The organism is Actinomyces gaoshouyii, assembly GCF_002072175.1.
Classification (GTDB): Bacteria; Actinomycetota; Actinomycetes; order Actinomycetales; family Actinomycetaceae; genus Actinomyces; species Actinomyces gaoshouyii.
This window is the reverse complement of record NZ_MVIV01000004.1, coordinates 81,268-102,052: the sequence shown is the minus strand read 5'-3', so window position 1 is coordinate 102,052 and position 20,785 is coordinate 81,268. Positions and strand designations below refer to the sequence as shown.

14 protein-coding genes are annotated in these 20,785 nt (G+C 70.2%); 12 read left to right on the top strand and 2 right to left on the bottom strand.

Annotated features, from left to right (window positions below; all coding sequences use genetic code 11):
* Window positions 1-6 precede the first annotated feature (6 nt).
* From B1H50_RS05020 to B1H50_RS04985, 8 genes are all read left to right on the top strand, one after another.
* Window positions 7-1,749 carry a hypothetical protein gene (locus B1H50_RS05020; protein WP_229657911.1) on the top strand — a complete coding sequence of 581 codons (1,743 nt, stop codon included), beginning with the start codon at window positions 7-9 and terminating at the stop codon, window positions 1,747-1,749.
* Complete coding sequence (coaE, locus tag B1H50_RS05015) at window positions 1,733-2,611, top strand: dephospho-CoA kinase (protein WP_095532486.1); 879 nt, start codon at window positions 1,733-1,735, stop codon at window positions 2,609-2,611. Before B1H50_RS05020 ends, coaE begins: the two co-directional genes overlap by 17 nt.
* A gap of 132 nt (window positions 2,612-2,743) precedes the next feature.
* On the top strand, window positions 2,744-4,840 hold the full coding sequence (gene uvrB / locus B1H50_RS05010; protein WP_080462677.1) for an excinuclease ABC subunit UvrB: 2,097 nt from the start codon (window positions 2,744-2,746) through the stop codon (window positions 4,838-4,840).
* Window positions 4,841-5,058: 218 nt separating this feature from the next.
* Window positions 5,059-5,670: a hypothetical protein gene (locus B1H50_RS05005; RefSeq protein ID WP_229657912.1), complete on the top strand. Its 612-nt coding sequence runs from the start codon at window positions 5,059-5,061 to the stop codon at window positions 5,668-5,670.
* A complete protein-coding gene (locus B1H50_RS05000; RefSeq protein WP_229657913.1) occupies window positions 5,658-7,187 on the top strand; it encodes a glycosyltransferase family 2 protein in 1,530 nt (509 codons plus the stop codon). Before B1H50_RS05005 ends, B1H50_RS05000 begins: the two co-directional genes overlap by 13 nt.
* Entirely contained in the window at window positions 7,184-8,779 is a 1,596-nt protein-coding gene (locus B1H50_RS04995; RefSeq protein ID WP_080462676.1) for a glycosyltransferase family protein, read from the top strand. Before B1H50_RS05000 ends, B1H50_RS04995 begins: the two co-directional genes overlap by 4 nt.
* Window positions 8,780-9,330: 551 nt before the next feature.
* Window positions 9,331-10,368, top strand: a complete 1,038-nt coding sequence (locus tag B1H50_RS04990) for a TerC family protein (RefSeq protein ID WP_080462675.1) — start codon at window positions 9,331-9,333, stop codon at window positions 10,366-10,368.
* Window positions 10,365-12,806 carry an HAD-IC family P-type ATPase gene (locus B1H50_RS04985; RefSeq protein ID WP_080462674.1) on the top strand — a complete coding sequence of 814 codons (2,442 nt, stop codon included), beginning with the start codon at window positions 10,365-10,367 and terminating at the stop codon, window positions 12,804-12,806. Before B1H50_RS04990 ends, B1H50_RS04985 begins: the two co-directional genes overlap by 4 nt.
* A gap of 214 nt (window positions 12,807-13,020) precedes the next feature.
* Here the strand turns inward: B1H50_RS04985 and B1H50_RS04980 are convergent, their stop codons facing one another.
* On the bottom strand, window positions 13,021-13,305 hold the full coding sequence (locus tag B1H50_RS04980) for a YciI family protein (protein WP_080462673.1): 285 nt from the start codon (window positions 13,303-13,305) through the stop codon (window positions 13,021-13,023).
* 110 nt (window positions 13,306-13,415) lie between these two features.
* Here B1H50_RS04980 and uvrA point away from each other — a divergent pair, with 110 nt between their 5' ends.
* Window positions 13,416-16,262, top strand: coding sequence for an excinuclease ABC subunit UvrA (uvrA, locus tag B1H50_RS04975; protein WP_080462672.1), 2,847 nt, complete (start codon window positions 13,416-13,418; stop codon window positions 16,260-16,262).
* Window positions 16,263-16,291: 29 nt separating this feature from the next.
* On the opposite strand, the gene pdxR is transcribed toward uvrA, so the two are convergent.
* On the bottom strand, window positions 16,292-17,725 hold the full coding sequence (gene pdxR, locus B1H50_RS04970) for a MocR-like pyridoxine biosynthesis transcription factor PdxR (RefSeq protein ID WP_080462671.1): 1,434 nt from the start codon (window positions 17,723-17,725) through the stop codon (window positions 16,292-16,294).
* 81 nt (window positions 17,726-17,806) lie between these two features.
* Between pdxR and pdxS the strand changes: the two genes are divergently transcribed.
* The 3 genes from pdxS to B1H50_RS04955 all read left to right on the top strand — a co-directional run bounded on the left by pdxS (window position 17,807) and on the right by B1H50_RS04955 (window position 20,779).
* On the top strand, window positions 17,807-18,742 hold the full coding sequence (pdxS, locus tag B1H50_RS04965; protein WP_188640711.1) for a pyridoxal 5'-phosphate synthase lyase subunit PdxS: 936 nt from the start codon (window positions 17,807-17,809) through the stop codon (window positions 18,740-18,742).
* Window positions 18,739-19,299, top strand: a complete 561-nt coding sequence (gene pdxT / locus B1H50_RS04960; RefSeq protein WP_229657914.1) for a pyridoxal 5'-phosphate synthase glutaminase subunit PdxT — start codon at window positions 18,739-18,741, stop codon at window positions 19,297-19,299. Before pdxS ends, pdxT begins: the two co-directional genes overlap by 4 nt.
* 103 nt (window positions 19,300-19,402) lie before the next feature.
* Entirely contained in the window at window positions 19,403-20,779 is a 1,377-nt protein-coding gene (locus B1H50_RS04955; protein ID WP_080462669.1) for a UTP--glucose-1-phosphate uridylyltransferase, read from the top strand.
* The last annotated feature ends 6 nt before the right edge of the window (window positions 20,780-20,785 follow it).

Sequence of the window (20,785 nt, the reverse complement as noted above, 5' to 3'; positions counted from 1 at the left end):
AGGATGATGAGTTGGTCCGACGACTCCGAGGCCCTGAGCGGTATTGAGGAACCGAGGTCCCCCTCCGGGGCGTCCGCGTTCCTCGCCGCTGTGACCTCGGCATTCGACGGCCCCGATCCCACGGATCCCGGCAGTCGGGAGGAACTGCGCCGCTGCGGACTGGGGGAGGCCCTCGCCGCTGTCGACCGCGCAGCGCTCGTGGCACTCGCCGAGGACCCGCGGCTCAGCAGGGATGAGATCGAGGCGGCGATCAGCCATTGCATCGGCATCCGGCGCGCGGCGGGCGCCTCCGAGCTCCCCACGCGCTACGCCCGCATCGAGATGTGCGCGGCGCTCGGCCGGCCCGCCGAGGCACTCGGCGAGCTCCGCGAGGCCAGGCTCTTCTCCATGGGGGATATCGACCCGCGAGTCACCCTGGCGGCGGCGGCCTTCAACGATGACTTCTCCGGTGTCATCCGCACCGCCTCCTGCGCCGCACTGCGCAAGATCGCAGATCCCTCCGCAGCAGCCGAGGGACTGTCCCTCAGTCTTCTGCCGTATCTCGCGCAGGACCGCCGGGTCGAGGGCGAGGATGCGCTCGCCGCCCTCGATACTCTCCAGATCCCGGGCTGGCAGCGGTTGCGCGTGCTCGGTCGCCGCCTGGAGTACATGGCCCTGGCCGGCCAGTGGGAGCGGGCCATGGCCGTCATACGGCACACCGACCTCAAGGACGGCTTGCAGTCCACCGCCTGGACCCTCATGAACACCGCGGCCCGCATGGCGCTCGTCCTGCGCGAGGCCGTGAGCGTCGGCCACGGCCATGACGCACTGGGCGCCGCCGTGCAACTGCGCTGCGAACTTGGACCCGAGCTCGCGCTGACAGGCTGGGACACCGTCGCCCACGCCTGGGATATGACCACCGCCTTCGCCCGAGTCCTGGCCCGCATCTTCGACGAGCGCAATGGCGGCAACGGCGTCTCGGAGCGCATTGAGACGCGCATGGCCGCCGAGGCCTCCAGTCTGCGCAACCGCTCCCACGGCACGATGACCGGTGGCTTCGGCGTGCAGGTCGAGACCGTCGCCAACCGCGCCGCGCTCATCCAGGAGACCCGGGAACTGCTCGTCCTCGCCCGCGGCTACGGCCTCGGCGCGGTGCGCGAGCGGGCCATGCGCACTGCGGAGATGGTGAGCGATTCCCTCGCTGCGGGCATCGATGAGACCCAGCTCGAAGTCATCATCGAGCTCCGCGTCCTCTTCGCCCGCCTCCTCCTCGCCCTGGGAGCCACCGAGCGCGCGGAGGGCGAGGCGCTGCGCACGGCGGAGCTGTGCCTCGCCCAGGGCTGGCAGGAGATCGCCTGCGCCTCCTATGCGACAGCCGGACGAGCAGCCTTCGAGCGCGACGAGGTCCGTGCCGCCCGCGAGCACGCCAACCAGGTCAGGGCAATCCTCAGTGACTGGGGCACCAGCCGCATGAGCGAGCGCCTGACCGTGCTCGTCGAGGCCATCGGGGACCCCACCGGTTCGGTCCTCCTCCTCACCGACCTCGCCGAGCGCACCTGCCGGAACATTGAGGAGGACGGCACCCTGGCCGCCCCCACCCGTGAGACCTGCCGGAAGGCGCGCTTCGAGCTCGGCAGGGTCGGCCGCGCCCCCGAGGGCGTCGAAGCCCGCCTGAGCGCGGTTGAGGAGCGGATCGCCCCCTACGTCCGCGGCCGGGGAGGCCGGCACCGCGCCGCCGGATCAGCGGATACCGATGGCTCACCGGCCTGATACGGCGGTCAGGCCGTGGGAGGGGCAGATCGCGGCCTCTCTGGTGGGGCGCCTGAGGGCTCATGGGCACCCCTTCTCCCTCCCTGATCCCGCAGCGCCCCCCGAACCGGGCACCATCCTCGGTCTGCCCGCCCCCGCAGCCCTTCCCCCCGGCACGGGCGAGCGAGCCCTGCTCGCCCTCATCGGGGAGCTGACAGAGATCCTCGCCCGCAGGCGCGCCTTGGCCGCAGGGGTGGGCCGGCTGGCCGCCCCTCGGGGTGAGCGCGCCCTGCGCGTGGGCCTGACCGGCGGTATCGGCACCGGCAAGTCCACCGTCGCCCGCCTCCTCATCGAGCATGGGGCAGGCGTCGTCGACGCCGACGCGATCGCCCGGGAGGTCCTCGCCCCCGGCAGCAAGGGCCTGGCGGAAGCGGCCGCGGCCTTCGGGGACGGCATCCTCGCCGCGGACGGCTCACTCGACAGGGCCGCGCTGGCGAGCCGCGTCTTCGGGGATGCCGCTGCCCGGGCGCGCCTCGACGCCATCACCCTGCCTCGCATCGCAGAGCTGGCCGCCTACCGACTGGAGGCCGTCTCCCCGGGCGGGGTCGCCGTCTACGACGTGCCCCTCCTCGTCGAGAGCGGCATAGCCGACCTGTTCGACTGCGTCATCGTCGTCGAGGCGTCCCGGGAGACTCGGCTCGCCCGGCTCGCCCGGCGTGGAATGGATGAGGCGGACTCGCTGCGGCGGATCGCCGCCCAGGCCAGTGACGCGCAGCGCCGCTGCCTGGCGGATATCGTGCTGCCCAATGATCGAGACGAGCGGGAACTGGCCGACGCCGTCGCCCGGCTGTGGGAGGACCGGCTGGAGCCCGCCCTGCCCTGACCGGACCACCACTGGGGCGCAGGTCGCCCACCCTGCTGGGGGTGCGCCCGGGCCCGCGGTGCGCGGTACGGCGGGCGCCATGACCGCCTCCACCGACGATCCGGGGAAGCGCGGAGCAGTAGCCTAAAGCCCATGCGCCCCGTCACCGACCTGCGTCGAACCGACAAGCCCTTCGAGGTCGTCAGCCAGTACACGCCCAGTGGCGACCAGCCCACCGCCATCAATGAGCTCGCCGAGCGCTTGAACGCGGGGGAGAAGGATATCGTCCTGCTCGGCGCCACCGGCACCGGGAAATCCGCCACCACCGCCTGGCTCGTGGAGAAGGTGCAGCGCCCCACCCTCATCTTGGAGCCGAATAAGACACTGGCCGCCCAGATGGCCGCCGAGTTCCGCGAGCTCCTGCCGAACAACGCGGTGGAGTACTTCGTCTCCTACTACGACTACTACCAGCCCGAGGCCTACGTCCCCCAGACGGACACCTACATCGAGAAGGACTCCTCGATCAACGACGAGGTCGAACGACTGCGTCACAGTGCCACGAACTCCCTGCTCACGCGCCGCGACGTCGTCGTGGTCTCCTCGGTGTCCTGCATCTACGGCCTGGGCACGCCCCAGGAGTACGTCGACCGCATGACGCCCCTGACGGTGGGTGATCGGATCGACCGCGACGACCTGCTGCGCCGCTTCGTCGCCATGCAGTACACCCGCAACGACATCGACTTCACCCGCGGCACCTTCCGTGCGCGCGGCGACACCGTTGAGATCATTCCCATGTATGAGGAGCTCGCGATCCGCATCGAGTTCTTCGGCGATGAGATCGAGTCCCTCTCCACCCTGCACCCGGTCACCGGGGACGTCATCGCCTCCGCCGAGCAGGTCTACGTCTTCCCCGCCTCTCATTACGTGGCCGGCCCCGAGCGGATGGCCCGGGCGATCGAGGGCATCGAGGGCGAGCTCGCCGAGCGCCTGTCCGTCTTCGAGCGCGACGGCAAGCTCCTCGAGGCCCAGCGCCTGCGCATGCGCACCACTTACGACCTGGAGATGCTCCAGCAGATCGGCACCTGCTCGGGAGTGGAGAACTACTCGATGCACATGGACGGGCGCGACCCCGGAACGCCCCCCAACACCCTGCTGGACTACTTCCCCGAGGACTTCCTCCTCGTCATCGACGAGTCGCACGTGACCGTCCCCCAGATCGGCGCCATGCACGAGGGCGACGCGTCCCGCAAGCGCACCCTCGTCGACCACGGCTTCCGCCTGCCCTCGGCGCTCGACAACCGCCCCCTGACCTTCACCGAGTTCGAGAACCGCATCGGCCAGACGGTTTACCTGTCCGCCACCCCCGGCGACTACGAGAGGCAGCGCTCCGACGGCGTCGTCGAGCAGATCATCCGCCCCACCGGGCTCGTGGATCCCAAGATCGTCGTCAAGCCGACCCAGGGGCAGATCGACGACCTCCTGGAGGAGGTGCGCCGGCGGGTGGACAAGGACGAGCGCGTCCTGGTCACCACGCTCACCAAGCGCATGGCGGAGGATCTGACCACCTATCTCGCCGAGCGCGGCGTGCGCGTGGAGTACCTGCACTCCGACGTCGACACGCTGCGCCGCGTCGAGCTGCTGCGCGAGCTTCGGCAGGGCCGTTTCGACGTCCTCGTCGGCATCAACCTCCTGCGCGAGGGGCTCGACCTGCCCGAGGTCTCGCTGGTGTCCATCCTCGATGCTGACAAGGAGGGCTTCCTGCGCTCCACGAGGTCCCTCATCCAGACCATCGGTCGCGCGGCGCGCAACGTCTCCGGCGAGGTCCATATGTACGCCGATACCACCACCCCCGCCATGGCGGAGGCCATCGAGGAGACCGAGCGACGCCGCGCTCTCCAGCTCGCCTACAACGAGGCCAACGGCATCGACCCCCAGCCCCTGCGCAAGAGGATCGCGGATGTCACCGACATGCTCGCCCGCGAGGACGTCGATACCGAGGAGCTCCTCGCCGGCGGGTACCGGGGCCACGAGGAGGCCGCGGTGCGAAGGGGGCGCAGGAAGGCCGCCGAGGCCACGGTCCGTGAGCGCCTCGCCGGAGCGGCGCAGGGCGATCTCGCCGATCTCATCACCGAGCTCACTGAGCAGATGCACGCGGCGGCGGTCGATCTCCAGTTCGAGCTCGCGGCGCGATTGCGCGATGAGATTCAGGATTTGAAGAAGGAACTGCGCGCCATGCGGGAAACGAGCTGACCCACTGGCGCCAATGGGACCGCCATGATCCGGGGACCATGAGCGGAAGGCGAGAAAACACGGGGATCACAGAGGATTCACGGGGCAGTAACGAAATACTCGCCATATGCGTTGACGTCGGGTATCCTCCGCATGGGCGTGGGCCCTGCCCGCCTTCTCGTCTCATTCTGCTGCTCCCTGACGGCGTCCTCCCTTCAACGGAAGAGCACCCCCCTCCCATGAGCAGTCCCGTGCTGGCGGCAGCGCGCCGGCCCTCACGCGCTTTCAAGATCCCGCGGTTCGTGCCGCATCTCCTCATCCTCACCATGATCGCGTTGATCGCGATTCTGCTCATTCCCGGGCCCGCCATCACGACGGGCGCCCGAATGTGGCGGATCGGCGCTGTGATCCTCGCACTCGCCCTCGTGATGACGCGCCGCAAGCAGCCCCGCATCGACGACCGGGATCTCGACCGCATCCTCGCCGTCGGCGGCCTCGTCACCGCCGTGTGGATCATCACGCAGTGGGAGACCTCGACACATCCCGTTGCCGCAGTATTCGCCGCCATTTCCGTGGGCCTGGGCCTGGCGCTGTGGGTCGTGGGGACCCGGGAGATCTCCTGGCTCGCCCCCGCGATCCTTCCCCTGGGTCTCAGTCTCGTGCCCTGCCTCGACTCGGTGCTGCTCGGGATGACCGCCTTGGCGCTGTGTGCGCTGGCGGCCCTGGCCCTCACCGTCGCCAACGGCCTCGCCCCACGGGGGCAGTTCCAGCGGATCGTCCCCGCGCGCCTCGTCGTCCCCGCGCTCGCCGCCATCGCGCTGGCCGCAGTCACCAGGGGGTGGTTCGCCTGAGCGACATCCGCGTCCTGCCCGGGCGGCAGCACCACCTCTTCGATCTGCCCGATCCCGCCGAGCTCGTTGACCAGGACGAACGGGCCCTGGAACTCGCCTGCTACGGCCTGTCCGAGGCGGCGCCCGAGTACTCCGCCAGGGGAGTGCTGGTGGTCTGGCAGCGAGTGGTGCTCATCGCCGTCGTCGCACTGCTCATCGTCGGCCTCGTTCTCGTCCCGAGGTGCACAGGGATCACCGTCGTCGCCATCGTCACGGCCGTCTACGCCATCGCGCTCGTCTACCGGGTCGCCCTGTTCCAGCTGGGAGCCAAGGGCGGCCATGTCGTTACGGTGAGCGATGAGGAGGCGCGCGCCGTGCCCCATGCCGAACTGCCCCGGTACACCGTGCTCGTCCCGGTCTTCCACGAGCCCCTGCTCGGCGAGCTCGTGCGCAGGCTGGAGCGCCTGGACTACCCCCGCCACCTCCTCGACATCCGCCTCCTCCTGGAGGCCGACGACGAGGAGACCAACGCGGCCGCCTCCGGGCTTGCCCTCGGTCGGCACATCACCATCGTCCGCGTGCCCGCCCACGAGCCGCGCACGAAGCCGAAGGCCTGCAATTACGGCTTCCTCACCGCCGAGGGCGGCATGTGCACGATCTACGACGCCGAGGACTCCCCCGATTCACTGCAGCTGCTCCGCGCCGTCGTCGCGATGAGAAGGCTCGGGCCCCGGTACGCCTGCGTGCAGGCCCGGCTCGGCTTCTACAACGCCGATCAGAACCTCCTCACCCGCTTCTTCGCGCTCGACTACGGATCATGGTTCGGCAACCTCCTGCCTGGGCTCGTGGCGCTCGGCGCGCCGATCCCGCTGGGCGGCACCTCCAACCACTTCCGCTCCGACGTGCTGCGGCGGGTCGGAGCCTGGGATCCCTGGAACGTCACCGAGGATGCCGACCTGGGGCTGCGCCTGGCCCGCGCCGGCTACCAGGTGGGAGTTCTCGACTCGGACACGGGGGAGGAGGCCAATCCCGACGCCATCAACTGGGTGCGCCAGCGCAGCCGCTGGTACAAGGGCTACTTGCAGAGCTTCCTCGTCCACCTGCGCCGCCCCCGACTCGTCAGCCGTCAGCTCGGCGCGAGGGGCATCGCCGGCCTCGTCATCTTCATCGCGGGCACGCCGCTGCTCTCAGCGCTCAACGGGTTCTTCTGGGCCCTGACGGTCGCCTGGTTCACCTCCCACGACCCGGCGGTGGCGGCGCTATTCCCGCCAGCCGTCTACTACCTGGGCATGGTCAGCCTCATCCTCGGCAACTTCGCCGTGCTCTACATGGGGCTGTTCACCGCTCGGCAGATGGAGCGCCCGGGGCTCCTCATCCCCGCGCTTCTCATGCCGCTGTACTGGATCCTCATGTGGTTGGCGGCGGTCAAGGCGGTGCTGCAGCTCATCACAGCGCCCTCCTACTGGGAGAAGACCGCGCACGGCCTCCACAAGGCTGAGGGGCCCCGGACCGAGCAGGCCGCGGGGGTGGCGGCATGACCCGGCAGTACCTTGGCTCCGCTCGGAGGAAGCAACGGAGGATCGAGCGGGGAGTCGTCGTCGCGGCGCTGATCGCCTACCTCGGGGCGGGTTGGTGGCTCAGCGCTCACGACCTCATCTTCCCCGATGCCATGAGCCGCGTCGCCAACGGCTACTACACGATGCACAGCCGGGATCCGCACCTGGCCGCCATCGGCTTCGTCTGGAACCCGCTGCCCTCGCTGGCCGTCATCCCCCTCCTCCTGCTCACGCCGATCTGGCCGGCGCTGGCCTCCAAGGCCGTGGCGGGCTGCCTCGTATCCGCGGTGTGCGGGGCGGTGACGGCGGGGCTGGCGCACCGTCTACTGGGGATCCTGGGAGCCCGGGGTGTGGTACGCCTCCTGCTCACCGCAGCCTTCGCTCTCCATCCCCTCGTGCTGCTGGGCGCGACGACGGGTGCTAGCGAGGCTATGTTCCTCCTGGCCTGCCTGTTCACCGCGCTTCATCTCGTTCGGTGGCTCAACGACCCCATGCCCTGGCATCTTGTACAGGCCGGGATGGGCGCCGGCATCGCCTACCTCGTGCGTTACGAAGCGCTGGCGGCGGGCGCCGCGATGACAGTCCTCGTCGTGGGGACCACGTGGTGGCGCGAGAGAAGGCGGAAAGGGGCGGCGGGGATGGCTCTGCTCGACGGGGTGCTCGTTGCCGCGCCGATCACTGCGGCATTCGGCCTATGGGCCCTCGCCAGCAAGATCATCGTCGGCTCCTGGTTGGAGACTTTCACCTCCCAATACGGCAACTCCGCCCAGGTCGGGACCTTCCGCGTGTCGATCGACGGAATCGTTGGCACGGGCAGCGGCGCGCAACTGGTCTACATCAGTGAGCAACTGATCCGCACCGCGCCCCTGGCGGTCCCATTGACAATCCTGGCGCTGCTGGTCGCCTGGCGGCGCCGGGAGCCGACCTTCCTCGCGCCCATGTTCGTGCTCGGATCGATCCTGCTGTTCCAGAACCTCGCATTCCTGCGAGGGATGTCATTCGGATGGATCCGCTTCCAGATCGCCGCCGTGCCCCTGGCGGTACTCGCCGCCGGATACCTCGCGGCATCGGCAAGCGAGTGGAGTCGGAGCCGGTGGGTTCGCAAGGGTCTCGGGCCAGCGCTGGCGGGCGCGCTTGTCCTGGCCCTGCCCTTGGCCTGGGTCACGGAGGCCGACCCCCGGTTCGGTCGCGAGGAGGCACTCGCCCGCGAAGTCGCCAAGGGTCGGCAGTACGAGATCGAGGCGGCGGTCGCCCAGGATATTGGGCGCATGGGACTCGGGAGGGGCGCGGTGATCACCGATGTCGCCTACTCGTTCCCGATTGTCCTCGCCTCCCGCAACCCCGCGGTCTTCACGATCACCACCGACCGCGACTTCGAGGATCGACTGTCTCATCCCCGGTCCTCCGCGGCGGACTACGTGCTCATCAGCGCCCCCGACAGCGCTCCTGCGGACGCGGTGGATAAGGTGTATCCGGGCATGTGGGAGAACGGCGCGGGCGTCGCCTCCCTGATAAGGGAGTGGAAGGACGGCCGGGGCCTCGCCTGGCGCCTCTACCGCTTCAACGACGCTTGAGAACCGGCGGTGCGGGCCCGCTCCGCACCGAGCGCCCGCTGAGGCGTAGGACCGGGGTCATTGTGGACGCGTCCCGGGGTTGTGGACGTGCGGTGGGGCTGCCGACGCGCCCCCGGGGTGCGTCCACAACTCCCGGGCACGTCCGCAACCCCACCGCACGGCGGCAACCAGGCGACAACAGGCCCGACAGCAGAACCACAACCAGCAGAAGACACCCTATGAGCCCAGGAGGGGAGTCGCGATCAGCTCGGGACGGGATCGTCCGGTGTCCTCCTCGAGTGCGATCCGCCACCTCTGCGACGACTCCCGGCGCGGATCACATGACTGAGGCGCATCCGACCCGCGATCTGTGGCGGCCGGGCCGCTAGACTGCGGGGCGCAACCGCATATGTCGGAGGGGAGTACTCCCACCAACAGCGGCGTCGTCATCACGGCGGACCAGCGGCCCAGGCCGGCGGCCCCCGGCGCCGCAGGCCAGTCGTCCCGCGCACCGGGAGCGATGCTGGCGGGAGGAGACCTTCGGTACCCGAGTCCGTACCGGAGGTAACCACATGGATGTCCACTCCCTCGGATGGCTGGCGCTCGCCGCCGTCATCCTCACCATGATCATCATCGACATCGTCGGGCACGTGCGCACCCCGCATGAGCCCACGATGAGGGAAGCCGCCTGGTGGTCCCTCGCCTACATCGCCATGGCCATCGCCTTCGGCGGCATCGTCTGGGCCGTCTGGGGAGGTCGCTACGGGGGCGAGTACTTCGCCGGCTACATCGTCGAGAAGTCACTGAGCGTTGACAACCTCTTCGTCTTCGTCATCATGATCGCCGCCTTCCGAGTGCCCAGGAAGTACCAGCAGGAGGTGCTGCTGGCGGGCATCGTCATCGCGCTCGTGCTCCGACTCATCTTCATCCTGGTCGGCGCCGCCCTCATCGAGAGCTTCTCCGCGATCTTCTACCTCTTCGGGGCCTGGCTCATCTGGACCGCGATCTCCCAGGTGCGCGAGGGCGTCGAGGACCCCGACGAGCACGATGCCGACGACTACGAGCCCTCCCGCTTCGTACGACTCGTGGCCCGCGTGATCCCCATGACCGATGGCTTCGTCGGCGGCAAGGTCCTCCACCGCCACGGCGGGAGGACCATGATCACCCCCATGATGCTGTGCATCATCGCCATCGGCACCGCCGACGTCATGTTCGCCGTCGACTCCATCCCCGCGATCTACTCCCTGACCGCCGAGCCCTTCCTGGTGTTCGCGGCGAACGCCTTCTCCCTGCTGGGACTGAGGCAGCTCTACTTCCTCATCGACGGCCTCCTCGACCGCCTCGTCTTCCTGCACTACGGCCTGGCCGCCATCCTCGGCTTCATCGGTTTCAAGCTCATCAACCACGCCCTGCACGAGAACGAGGTCGGCTTCATCAATGGCGGCGAGCATTGGGAAGCCATCCCCGAGCCCTCCATCCCGGTCTCACTCGGCTTCATCGTGGTCGTCATCCTCGTCACCGTCATCGCCTCCGTCATCGCCTCCAAGTGTCAGGCCCGCGAGGAGACCGCTGCCGAGGGTCCCGCGGAGCGCGAGGCGGTGAAGCAGTGAGCACCGCCACAGAGGCTGTCCAGGGGCTGACGAGCGAGGAGGTCGCCGCCCGCATCCGCGACGGTCTCACCAACGCCTACGAGGAGACGACCTCCCGCTCCGCGCTGGATATCCTGCGCGCCAACGTCCTGACGATCTTCAACGCGATCCTCGGCGCCGCGCTCGTCCTCATCCTCCTCATAGGGCACTGGGCCGATGCCCTGTTCGGTTTCGTGCTCATCCTCAACACCTCCACCGGCACCATCGCCGAGATCCGCGCCAAGCGCGCCCTCGACCGCCTCGCCGTCCTGGAGGCCCCTCGCGCCCATGCCATCCGAGACGGCGCCGAAAGCGAGATCGACGTCGCCGATGTCGTCCTCGACGACGTGCTCCGTCTGCGCTCGGGAGAGCAGATCCCCGCCGACGGAACCATCCTGGCCACCGACGGCCTCGAGGTCGACGAGTCCATCCTCACAGGGGAATCCGATCCCGTCCGGCCCCAGGAGGGCGGGCGGGTCCTGTCCGGCACCACCGTGACGGCCGGCGCCGCGCTCATGCGCACCACTGCCGTCGGCGCGCAGGCCTATGCCCACCGGCTCGCCCGCGAGGCCCGCCAGTTCTCCACCGTGCGCTCCGAGCTCCAGGACGGTACCAACCGGGTCCTCACCTGGATCTCCTGGGTCATCGTGCCCGTGGCGCTCCTGCTCATCTGGTCGCAGATGCGCCAGGCCGGGGGGCTCTCCGCCGCCATCGAGTCAGGCGCATGGCGCACCGCGATGGTCGCCGGCATCGCCGGCGTCGTCGGCATGGTCCCCCAGGGACTCGTCCTGCTCACCAGCGTCAACTTCGCCACGGCCTCCCTCAAGCTCGCCCGCCAGAAGGTCCTCGTCCAAGAGCTCCCCGCCGTGGAGGTCCTGGCCCGGGTCGACACGCTCTGCCTGGACAAGACCGGCACGATCACCACCGGCCGCATCGCCCTGCGCGATGTCACCACCCCCGACGGCGGACCGGCCGACCCGCTCGCCCTCGCCGCGCTCGACGCCCTCGCCGCCGGCGGCGACGCCAATGCCACCGCCCTGGCGCTGCGCGAAGGCCTGCCCGGCATCGAGCCCGCCCGCGTCACCGCCCCGGTGATCGAGGGGCTCGTGCCCTTCTCCTCCCGGCGCAAATGGTCCGCCGTCGTGATCGACGGGATCACCTGGATCATGGGCGCTCCCGAGATCGTCCTCGGCGCCTGCCCCGATGATGCTCCGCACCGGTCCCTCGCCCTCGAGCAGGTCCGCGAGGCGGCTGCCACCGGCGCCCGCGTCGTCGCCCTCGCCCGCTCCGAGCAGCCCTGCGGCCAGAGCGGCGCAGACCACGCGCTCCCCGGCGGCCTGCGCCCGGCCGCCCTCGTCATGCTCACCGAACAGGTCCGTCCCGACGCCCCCGAGACCCTCTCCTACTTCCGAGCCCAGGGCGTCGATGTCAAGGTCATCAGCGGGGACAACCCGGTCACCGTCGCCGCCGTCGCACGGGCCGCCGGCATCACCCGCTCCGATGGCCAGGAGCTCACCGTCCTCGACGCCCGCGAGCTGCCCACCACCGCCGACGACCCCGCCGACCTGGAGCGCCTCGCCGACGCCATCGCCGAGGCCCAAGTGCTCGGCCGCGTCGTCCCCGAGCAGAAGAAGGCCCTCGTCGCCGCCCTCCAGGCGCGCGGACGCACCGTGGCCATGACCGGCGACGGCGTCAATGATGCCCTCGCCCTCAAGCACGCCGACCTCGGCATCGCCATGGGCAACGGCGCGCCGGCCACCAAGGCCGTGGCGCGTCTCGTCCTGCTCACCGGCAAGTTCTCCGCCCTGCCCGGGATCGTCGCCGAGGGGCGGCGCGTCATGGCGAACACCGAGCGCATCGCCTCGCTGTTCCTGTCCAAAACCGTCTACGCCTCCCTCATCGCCATCGCCGTCGCGATCACGGCGATCCCCTACCCGTTCCTGCCCCGGCAGCTCACCATCGTTTCCTCACTGACCATTGGCGTGCCGGCGTTCGTCCTGGCACTCGCGCCGACCGACCAGCGCTACCGCGCGGGATTCCTCAAGCGCGTGCTCACCCTGGCCGTGCCCGCGGGGATCGTGGCGGGAGTGGGGACGCTGGCCGCGCGCACCTGGCTGTGGGGGGCGGCGCTGCCTCTCGAGCAGATCACCTCCGGCACCACCCTTGTGCTCGTCGCGGCGGGCCTGGCTCTCCTCACCCTCACGGCGCGCCCGCTCCTGGGGTGGCGGCTCGGGCTCGTGGTCCTCATGGGGGCCCTGGCAGTGCTCGGCGTCGTCGTCCCGCCCGTGCGCCGCTTCTTCCTCCTGGCCTGGCCGACCAGCACGACATGGCTGATCATCGCCGCCATGGCGGCGGTCGTCGTCGCGGGCATGGAGGCGGTCCACGTGGCGCGCCGCCGCTGCGCCCGCCCGGGGGGCTGAACCACTCGATCAGGCGGTCGCCAGCACCCGCAGCCAACCGCGGCGGGGATGCAGATCCCAGTCCACCTCGGCGAAGCCGGCCTCGGAGACAGTTCCTCGGCGTCGGGAATGCTCATGCCCGAGCGGTCCGCCCGGAAGGCCGCCGCGTCCCTACTGACGAAGTCATCGCGGCCCCCGCCGGGGCGCGCGGACTAGGAGTCCCTGGGAGCGGTGGTCATGAGATCGTACCGATGACGGGGTTCCACTCGCGCGGCGCGCGCTCGGCGATGAGCCCGGCCCTCTGGAAGGGATCCTCGTCGAGGAGGGCCAGGGCGTCGTCGGCGTCCTCGGCGCGCACGATGATGAGGGCCTCATTCGTGCCCGTGTAGGGGCCTGCGGCGATGAGGCGGCCCTGATCGGCGAGGGCCCCGTTGAAGGCGCGGTGGCTCGGGCGGATGGCGGACAGCTCCTCATCCCGGCCGGTGACGTAGGTGTACTCGACGGCGAAGATCTTGCTCATGACGTCAGCCTATCCTCCCGGGGGCGCGCGCGTGAGCCGTGGCACAGACCAGCCGTGACGCGGTGAGTCGAACACACGTACGACATCGGCCGGCGCCTAGACTCGCGCCCGTGAATGACACCCTCATCATCCGTGGAGCCCGCGAGCACAACCTCAAGGGCGTCAGCCTCGACCTGCCCCGCGACAAGATGATCGTCTTCACCGGGCTCTCCGGCTCCGGCAAGTCCTCCCTCGCCTTCGACACGGTGTTCGCCGAGGGCCAGCGGCGGTACGTCGAGTCCCTGTCCTCCTACGCCCGGCAGTTCCTCGGCCAGATGGACAAGCCCGACGTCGATTTCATCGAGGGACTGTCCCCAGCGGTCTCCATCGACCAGAAGTCCACCTCCCGCAACCCCCGGTCCACCGTCGGCACCGTTACCGAGGTCTACGACTACTTGCGCCTGCTCTACGCGCGCGCCGGCATCCAGCACTGCCCCGTCTGCGACGCGGTCATCGCCTCCCAGACCCCCCAGCAGATCGTCGATCGCGTCCGCTCCCTGCCCGAGGGGACGCGCTTCCAGGTCCTCGCGCCCGTGGTGCGCGGCCGGAAGGGCGAGTACACCGAGCTCTTCGAGGAGCTGCGCTCGCGCGGCTTCAACCGGGTGAGGGTCGACGGCGGCGTCCACCGCCTCGACGTCCCGCCCGAGCTGTCCAAGCGCCTCAAGCACGACATCGAGGTCGTCATCGACCGGCTCGTCGTCCGCGAGGGCATCCGGGGGCGCCTCACCGACTCCGTGGAGACGGCCCTCGGCCTCGCCGACGGCATCGTGATCATCGAGGAGGTCGACCGCGACGAGGACGACCCCGCCCGCCTCCACCGCTACTCCGAGAAGCGCGCCTGCCCCAACGAGCACCAGCTCGCCCTCGACGAGATGGAGCCCCGGACCTTCTCCTTCAACGCCCCCTACGGCGCCTGTCCCGAGTGCACCGGCATCGGCGTGCGCCTCGAGGTGGATCCCGACCTCGTCGTCCCCGACGAGGAGCTCACCCTCGCCGAGGGTGCCGTCGCCCCCTGGACCATCCACCAGAAGCACTTCAACCGGACCCTGTCCGCGCTCGGCGCCGAGCTCGGCTTCGACATCAACACCCCTTGGCGAGCCCTTCCCGAGCGCGCCAAGGACGCGATCCTGCGCGGCAAGGACTACGAGGTCAAGGTCACCTACCGCAACCGGTGGGGGCGCGAGCGCGTCTACTCCACCGGCTTCGAGGGCGTTCTCAGCTACGTCATGCGCAAGCACGATGAGACCGAGTCCGAGTGGTCGAAGGAGCGCTACCAGGGCTACATGCGCGAGGTGCCCTGCCCGGTCTGCTCCGGCACGCGCCTCAAACCCGAGGTGCTAGCCGTGCGCGTGGGGGGCAAGTCCATCGCTGAGCTCTGCGACCTTCCCGTGGGGGAGTGCCGGGACTTCCTCGCCGGCCTGGAGCTCACCGGACAGGCCAAGCGGATCGCCTCCTCGGTGCTCACCGAGATCAATGCCCGTTTGGGCTTCCTCGTCGATGTCGGATTGGACTACCTCAGCCTCTCGCGCGGCGCCGCCACCCTGTCCGGTGGCGAGGCACAGCGCATCCGCCTGGCCACTCAGATCGGTTCCGGGCTGGTCGGCGTCCTCTATGTCCTCGACGAGCCCAGCATCGGCCTGCACCAGAGGGACAACGCCCGCCTCATCGAGACCCTCTCCCGGCTGCGCGACCTGGGCAACACGCTCATCGTCGTCGAGCACGACGAGGACACCATCCGCTCCGCCGACTGGATCGTCGACATCGGGCCCGGGGCGGGGGAGAAGGGCGGTGAGGTCATCCACTCGGGCGAGCTCGCCGGCCTTCTGGAGGCCGAGGACTCCTGCACGGGCGACTACCTCGCCGGGCGACGCCGTATCCCGATCCCGCCCGCCCGCCGGCCCGTTGACAAGAAGCGGCAGGTGACCGTCGTCGGCGCCCGGGAGAACAACTTGAAGGATGTCACCGTCGGCTTCCCCCTGGGCGTGCTCACCGCCGTCACCGGGGTCTCAGGCTCCGGTAAGTCCTCCCTGGTCAACTCCATCCTCTTCCAGGTGCTCGCCAATCGCCTCAACCGCGCCCATGGCGTGCCCGGGCGCCACAAGACCGTGCGCGGCCTCGACCAGCTCGACAAGGTTGTCCACGTCGACCAGTCGCCCATCGGCCGCACGCCGCGCTCGAATCCTGCCACCTACACCGGCGTGTGGGACCACATCCGCAAGATCTTCGCCGCCGTGCCCGAGTCGAAGGTCCGCGGCTACGGGCCCGGCCGCTTCTCCTTCAACGTCAAGGGCGGGCGCTGCGAGTCCTGCAAGGGCGATGGCACGCTCAAGATCGAGATGAACTTCCTCCCGGACGTCTACGTCCCCTGCGAGGTGTGCCACGGGGCCCGCTACAATCGCGAGACCCTCGAGATCCGCTACAAGGATCACACCGTCGCCGACGTGCTCGATATGACGATCGAGCGCGCCGCCGAGTTCTTCTCCTCCACGCCCATCATCTCCCGGCACCTCAGCACCCTCGTGGAGGTGGGGCTCGGCTATGTTCGCCTGGGGCAGGCGGCCACCACGCTGTCCGGCGGGGAGGCCCAGCGCGTCAAGCTCGCCGCCGAGCTGCAGCGCCGCTCGACCGGCCGTACCATCTACGTCCTGGACGAGCCGACGACCGGCCTGCACTTCGAGGACATCCGCAAGCTCCTGGAGGTGCTCCAGGGCCTCGTGGACAAGGGCAACACCGTGGTGGTCATCGAGCACAACCTCGACGTCATCGCCAATGCCGACTGGGTCATCGACATGGGTCCCGAGGGCGGCAAGGGCGGCGGCACCGTCGTGGCCACGGGCACTCCCGAGCAGCTCGCGAAGGTGGCCGAGTCCCACACGGGCGCGTTCCTCGCCGAGGTGCTTCAGCGGCGACGCCGCTGATGCGGTGGGGGAGGCTGGGCCCCGGGCGCTCAGCCGACGATGTTCCCGGGCCCCAGCGCCTCCCGGAGGACGTCGAGCAGCTCGCGCAGCCGCTCCGGAGAGCGGCTGCCCAGTCCCAGGACGATCCCCGGCCAACCGCCCCGCCCCTCGACCGACCAGTACGAGGCCAGGCCCTCGACACCGAGACCGGCGGTCCTGGCCCTCGCCACGGCCGCGGCCTCATCGGTGCCCGGAGTCAGCGGCACGACGGCGTGCAGCCCGCCCTCCATAGGCGTGCCGGCGGGGAAGACCGAGAGGAACACCTCGCGCCGTTTCCGATCGAGGCGGCGCGCCCTGGCCGCATGGCGGCGAAGCCCGTCCTGGCGGAGGTAGCGGGTCATCGCGTCCTGCACGATCCCGGACACTGGCACGCAGCGCTGAGCGACGTCGTCGACGAGGCCCTCGGGGACGACCACCCAGCCGAGCCCCAGGGCGGGGGTGAGGCTGGCGGAGAACGATCCCAGCAGCGCCACGGGCCCGTCGGTCCCCGAGGCGAGCAGGGGCGCGGGCGCCTCATGAAGATCGGCGTCGAAGTCGTCCTCGATGAGCAGCGTTCCACTTGACGACGCTGCGGCCAGGAGCGCGTGGCGCCGCACCGCGGGCATGCGCCCACCGGCGGGGAACTGGTGGTTCGGGGTGAGGAGCGCCGCCTCGACCCCCTCCAGCGACTCGGGCAGCGCGCCGTCGGCGTCCCTGGCCAAGGGCCGCATGCGCCACCCCAGTAGGCGGGGAATGGCGCGCAGTGACGGGTAGCCGGGGTTCTCGACGCCGATCGTTCCCGTGGCGCGCATGGCTGAGAGGACGAGTCGCAGGCCATCGCGGGCGCCGGCGGTGACGAGGATCCTGCGCGGATCGATCGTGACGCGCCGGGTGAGGCGCACATGCTCGGCCAGGAGCGCCCGCAGCTCCTCGGAGCCCTGCGGCGGGTGGGGGCGAGGATCGGCCGCGGCGGCCCGCCAGGTCGCCCGCCACAGCCCCGACGTCACCTCCGAGACGTCCGGCGAGCCGGGCCGCAGCGGTGCCGGAGCGGGGGCGGGGGCAGTGGCCGGTGCCCCGGGCGCGGCGAGCGGGACGCGCCGGGGGAGCGCGGGGTCGACGCGCGTTCCCCCGTGTGTCGCCATGAGGTAGCCCTCGCCGACGAGCTGCTCGTAGGCGGACACAACGCTGCCGCGGGACACTCCCAGCTCGGCGGCCAGGCGGCGGGAGGACGGGAGGCGGTCGCCCGGCGCGAGGACGCCGGAGGTGATGCGCTGGTGGATATCGGCGACGATCCTCTGCGGCAGCGACTGCCCGGCGGACGCCCGGCCCCGCAGCGGCCCGCTGCCGGGCTCGGCAGGGGGAGCGGCGGCAGGCTCGGCAAAACGGTCGCGCCGCGCCGTGGATCGCCCCGCGCGGTCCGGGGGCGCCTGGCGATGCGGCATCATGGGGCAAGGATAGTGGTGGTCCACAAATATCGATCAGATGTGGACTCATCGATGGACCACACAAGTAGCGAGGATCGCGCCATGACTGACATCCCGCTTGCACCCATCTCCCCAGCGCCGGCCGCCACCGCCCCGTCCACGACCGGCTCCCCACTCGTCAAGCGCGGCTTGGCCGACATGCTCAAGGGCGGTGTCATCATGGACGTCGTCACCCCCGAGCAGGCTGTCATCGCCGAGGAGGCCGGTGCGGTTGCCGTCATGGCGCTTGAGCGCGTGCCGGCGGACATCCGCGCCCAGGGGGGTGTGGCCCGCATGTCCGACCCGGACCTCATCACGGGCATCATCAACGCCGTCTCCATCCCCGTCATGGCCAAGGCCCGCATCGGGCACTTCGTCGAGGCCCAGGTCCTCCAGCACCTCGGCGTGGACTACATCGATGAGTCCGAGGTGCTCTCCCCGGCCGACTACGCGCACCACATCGACAAGCAGTCCTTCACCGTCCCCTTCGTCTGCGGCGCCACCAACCTCGGGGAGGCTCTGCGCCGCATCGCCGAGGGCGCGGCCATGATCCGATCCAAGGGCGAGGCCGGAACCGGCGACGTCTCCGAGGCCACCCGGCACATCCGCACGATCAACGCAGAGATCGCCCGCTTGCGGGGCCTGCCCGCCGACGAGCTGTACGTGGCCGCCAAGGAGCTGCGCGCCCCCTACGAGCTCGTGGCCGAGGTGGCGCGCACCGGCGCTCTCCCCGTGGTGCTGTTCACCGCCGGGGGGATCGCAACCCCGGCCGACGCCGCCATGATGATGCAGCTCGGGGCCGATGGCGTCTTCGTGGGCTCGGGGATCTTCAAGTCCGGGGACCCGGCCGCCCGCGCCGCCGCCATCGTGCGCGCCACCGCCGCCTACGACGACCCCGCCGTCATCGCCGAGGTCTCCCGGGGCCTGGGCGAGGCGATGGTCGGCATCAATGTGGCCGACCTCCCCGCGCCCCACCGTCTGGCGGAGCGCGGCTGGTGAGTCGGCGTGTCGGCATCCTCGCCCTCCAGGGCGGGGTGGTTGAGCACGCCCGGATGGTGGAGGAGCTGAGGAGCGAGGCGGTCCCCGTGCGCCGCGCCGGCGACCTGGCCCGTCTGGACGCGCTCATCCTGCCGGGAGGGGAATCCACCGCCCTCCTGCGCCTGCTCGCCGCCTTCGACCTCACACGGGCCCTCGCCGACACCGCTCGGGCAGTGCCGACTCTGGGCACCTGCGCCGGCCTCATCCTGCTCGCGCGCCTGGGCGCGCTGGACGTCGACGTCGAGCGCAACGCCTTCGGCCCTCAGGTGGACTCCGCCGAGGCCGTCCTGCCCTGGCGCGGCGGTCGGGTGCGGGCCGCCCTCATCCGGGCACCGCGCATCACCCGCGTGGGGGAGGGCGTGGAGGCGCTGTCCACATGGACGGATCCGAGGCGGCCGGATGAGGACCCCAGCGTCGTCGGTGTCGAGCGGATCGGCGCGGGCGGGCGGATCATCGGGGTCGCCTTCCATCCCGAGCTCACGGGGGACACCACCATCCACCGCGAACTGCTCGCATGAGGGCGCGCGTCATCGAGGAGTCCAACCGGACGCGAGCGGGCGAGTTCCAGGATGTTGATTGTTATCGTTCATATCCGGCAGTCGCACGGGTAGGCTCTGGCGCATGGGCGAGAGCGGATTGCGAGCAGCGCAAGCGAAGATGCGGCAGGGCGGGGTGGCTCCGGAGGCCATCGACGTCTTCACCCACTACTACAAGGAGCTGGAGGCCGGCGCCACCGGCCTCATCCCCGAGAGCACGATCGAGCCGCTGACCTCCATCGACTCCATCGGCGATGTCGAGGTCAGCGATGAGGACGCGCGTGAGGCACTGTCGCGCACGGTCCTCATCAAGCTCAACGGCGGGCTCGGCACCTCGATGGGGATGAGCCGCGCCAAGAGCCTTCTGCCGGTGCGCGATGGCAAGTCCTTCCTCGATCTCCTCGTGGGGCAGGTGGAGGCCGCCCGTGCCAAGTACGGCGTCACCCTGCCGCTCATCTTCATGGATTCCTTCCGCACCCGCGAGGACACCTTGGCCGCGTTGGAGTGTCACCCGGGGATCGCCGTCGACGGCCTGCCGCTCGACTTCCTCCAGAACCGCATCCCGAAGATCCGGCAGGACGACCTCGAGCCGGTCGAATGGGAGGCCGACCCCTCCCTGGAGTGGTGCCCCCCGGGGCACGGCGACATCTACACCGCGCTCATGGCCTCCGGCGTGCTCGACGCCCTCATCGAGCGCGGCTACAGGTACGCCATGACGTCGAACGCGGACAACCTGGGCGCGGCGCCCTCGGCCCGCATCGCCGGATGGTTCGCGGCCTCCGGCGCCCCCTACGCTCCGGAGATGTGCCGTCGCACACCGGCGGACGTCAAGGGCGGGCACCTGGCGGTGCGCAAGTCCGATGGGCGCATCATCCTGAGGGACACCGCGCAGACGCCGGCCGATGAGATGCACTACTTCACCGACCAGTTCCGCCACCCCTTCTTCCACACGAACAACCTCTGGTTCGATTTGGAGGTCCTGCGCGCCACTCTCGTCGAGAGGAGGGGCATCCTGGGCTTGCCTCTCATCCGCAATGAGAAGACCGTGGACCCGTCGGACGCCTCTTCAACGCCGGTCTATCAACTGGAGACGGCGATGGGCGCGGCGGTCGAGGCCTTCGAGGGCGCCACCGCCGTGGAGGTGCCGCGCAGCCGTTTCCTGCCGGTCAAGACGACGAACGACCTCCTCCTCGTGCGCTCGGACGTGTACGAAGTGGATGAGGACGGCCTGCTGCGCATGGTCTGCGAGACCTCCTGCACCGTTGACCTCGACCCGCGCTACTACAAGAAAATCCAGGACTTCGAGGCGCGGTTCCCCGGCGGGGTGCCCTCGATCCGGGGAGCGCGGACGCTGACGGTGCGTGGCGACTGGACCTTCGGCGAGGGCGTTGTGGCCTCGGGCGACGCCCTCGTGACGGAGGAGGGCGCACCCGGCTCCATCGCCGATGGGGCGGAGCTGTGAGGAGGC

Coding starts and splice junctions, on each gene's coding strand:
- B1H50_RS05020 (WP_229657911.1), top strand. CDS start 7: ATGAGTTGGTCCGACGACTCCGAGGCCCTGAGCGGTATTGAGGAACCG.
- coaE (WP_095532486.1), top strand. CDS start 1,733: ATGGCTCACCGGCCTGATACGGCGGTCAGGCCGTGGGAGGGGCAGATC.
- uvrB (WP_080462677.1), top strand. CDS start 2,744: ATGCGCCCCGTCACCGACCTGCGTCGAACCGACAAGCCCTTCGAGGTC.
- B1H50_RS05005 (WP_229657912.1), top strand. CDS start 5,059: ATGAGCAGTCCCGTGCTGGCGGCAGCGCGCCGGCCCTCACGCGCTTTC.
- B1H50_RS04995 (WP_080462676.1), top strand. CDS start 7,184: ATGACCCGGCAGTACCTTGGCTCCGCTCGGAGGAAGCAACGGAGGATC.
- B1H50_RS04990 (WP_080462675.1), top strand. CDS start 9,331: ATGGATGTCCACTCCCTCGGATGGCTGGCGCTCGCCGCCGTCATCCTC.
- B1H50_RS04980 (WP_080462673.1), bottom strand. CDS start 13,305: ATGAGCAAGATCTTCGCCGTCGAGTACACCTACGTCACCGGCCGGGAT.
- pdxR (WP_080462671.1), bottom strand. CDS start 17,725: ATGATGCCGCATCGCCAGGCGCCCCCGGACCGCGCGGGGCGATCCACG.
- pdxS (WP_188640711.1), top strand. CDS start 17,807: ATGACTGACATCCCGCTTGCACCCATCTCCCCAGCGCCGGCCGCCACC.
- B1H50_RS04955 (WP_080462669.1), top strand. CDS start 19,403: ATGGGCGAGAGCGGATTGCGAGCAGCGCAAGCGAAGATGCGGCAGGGC.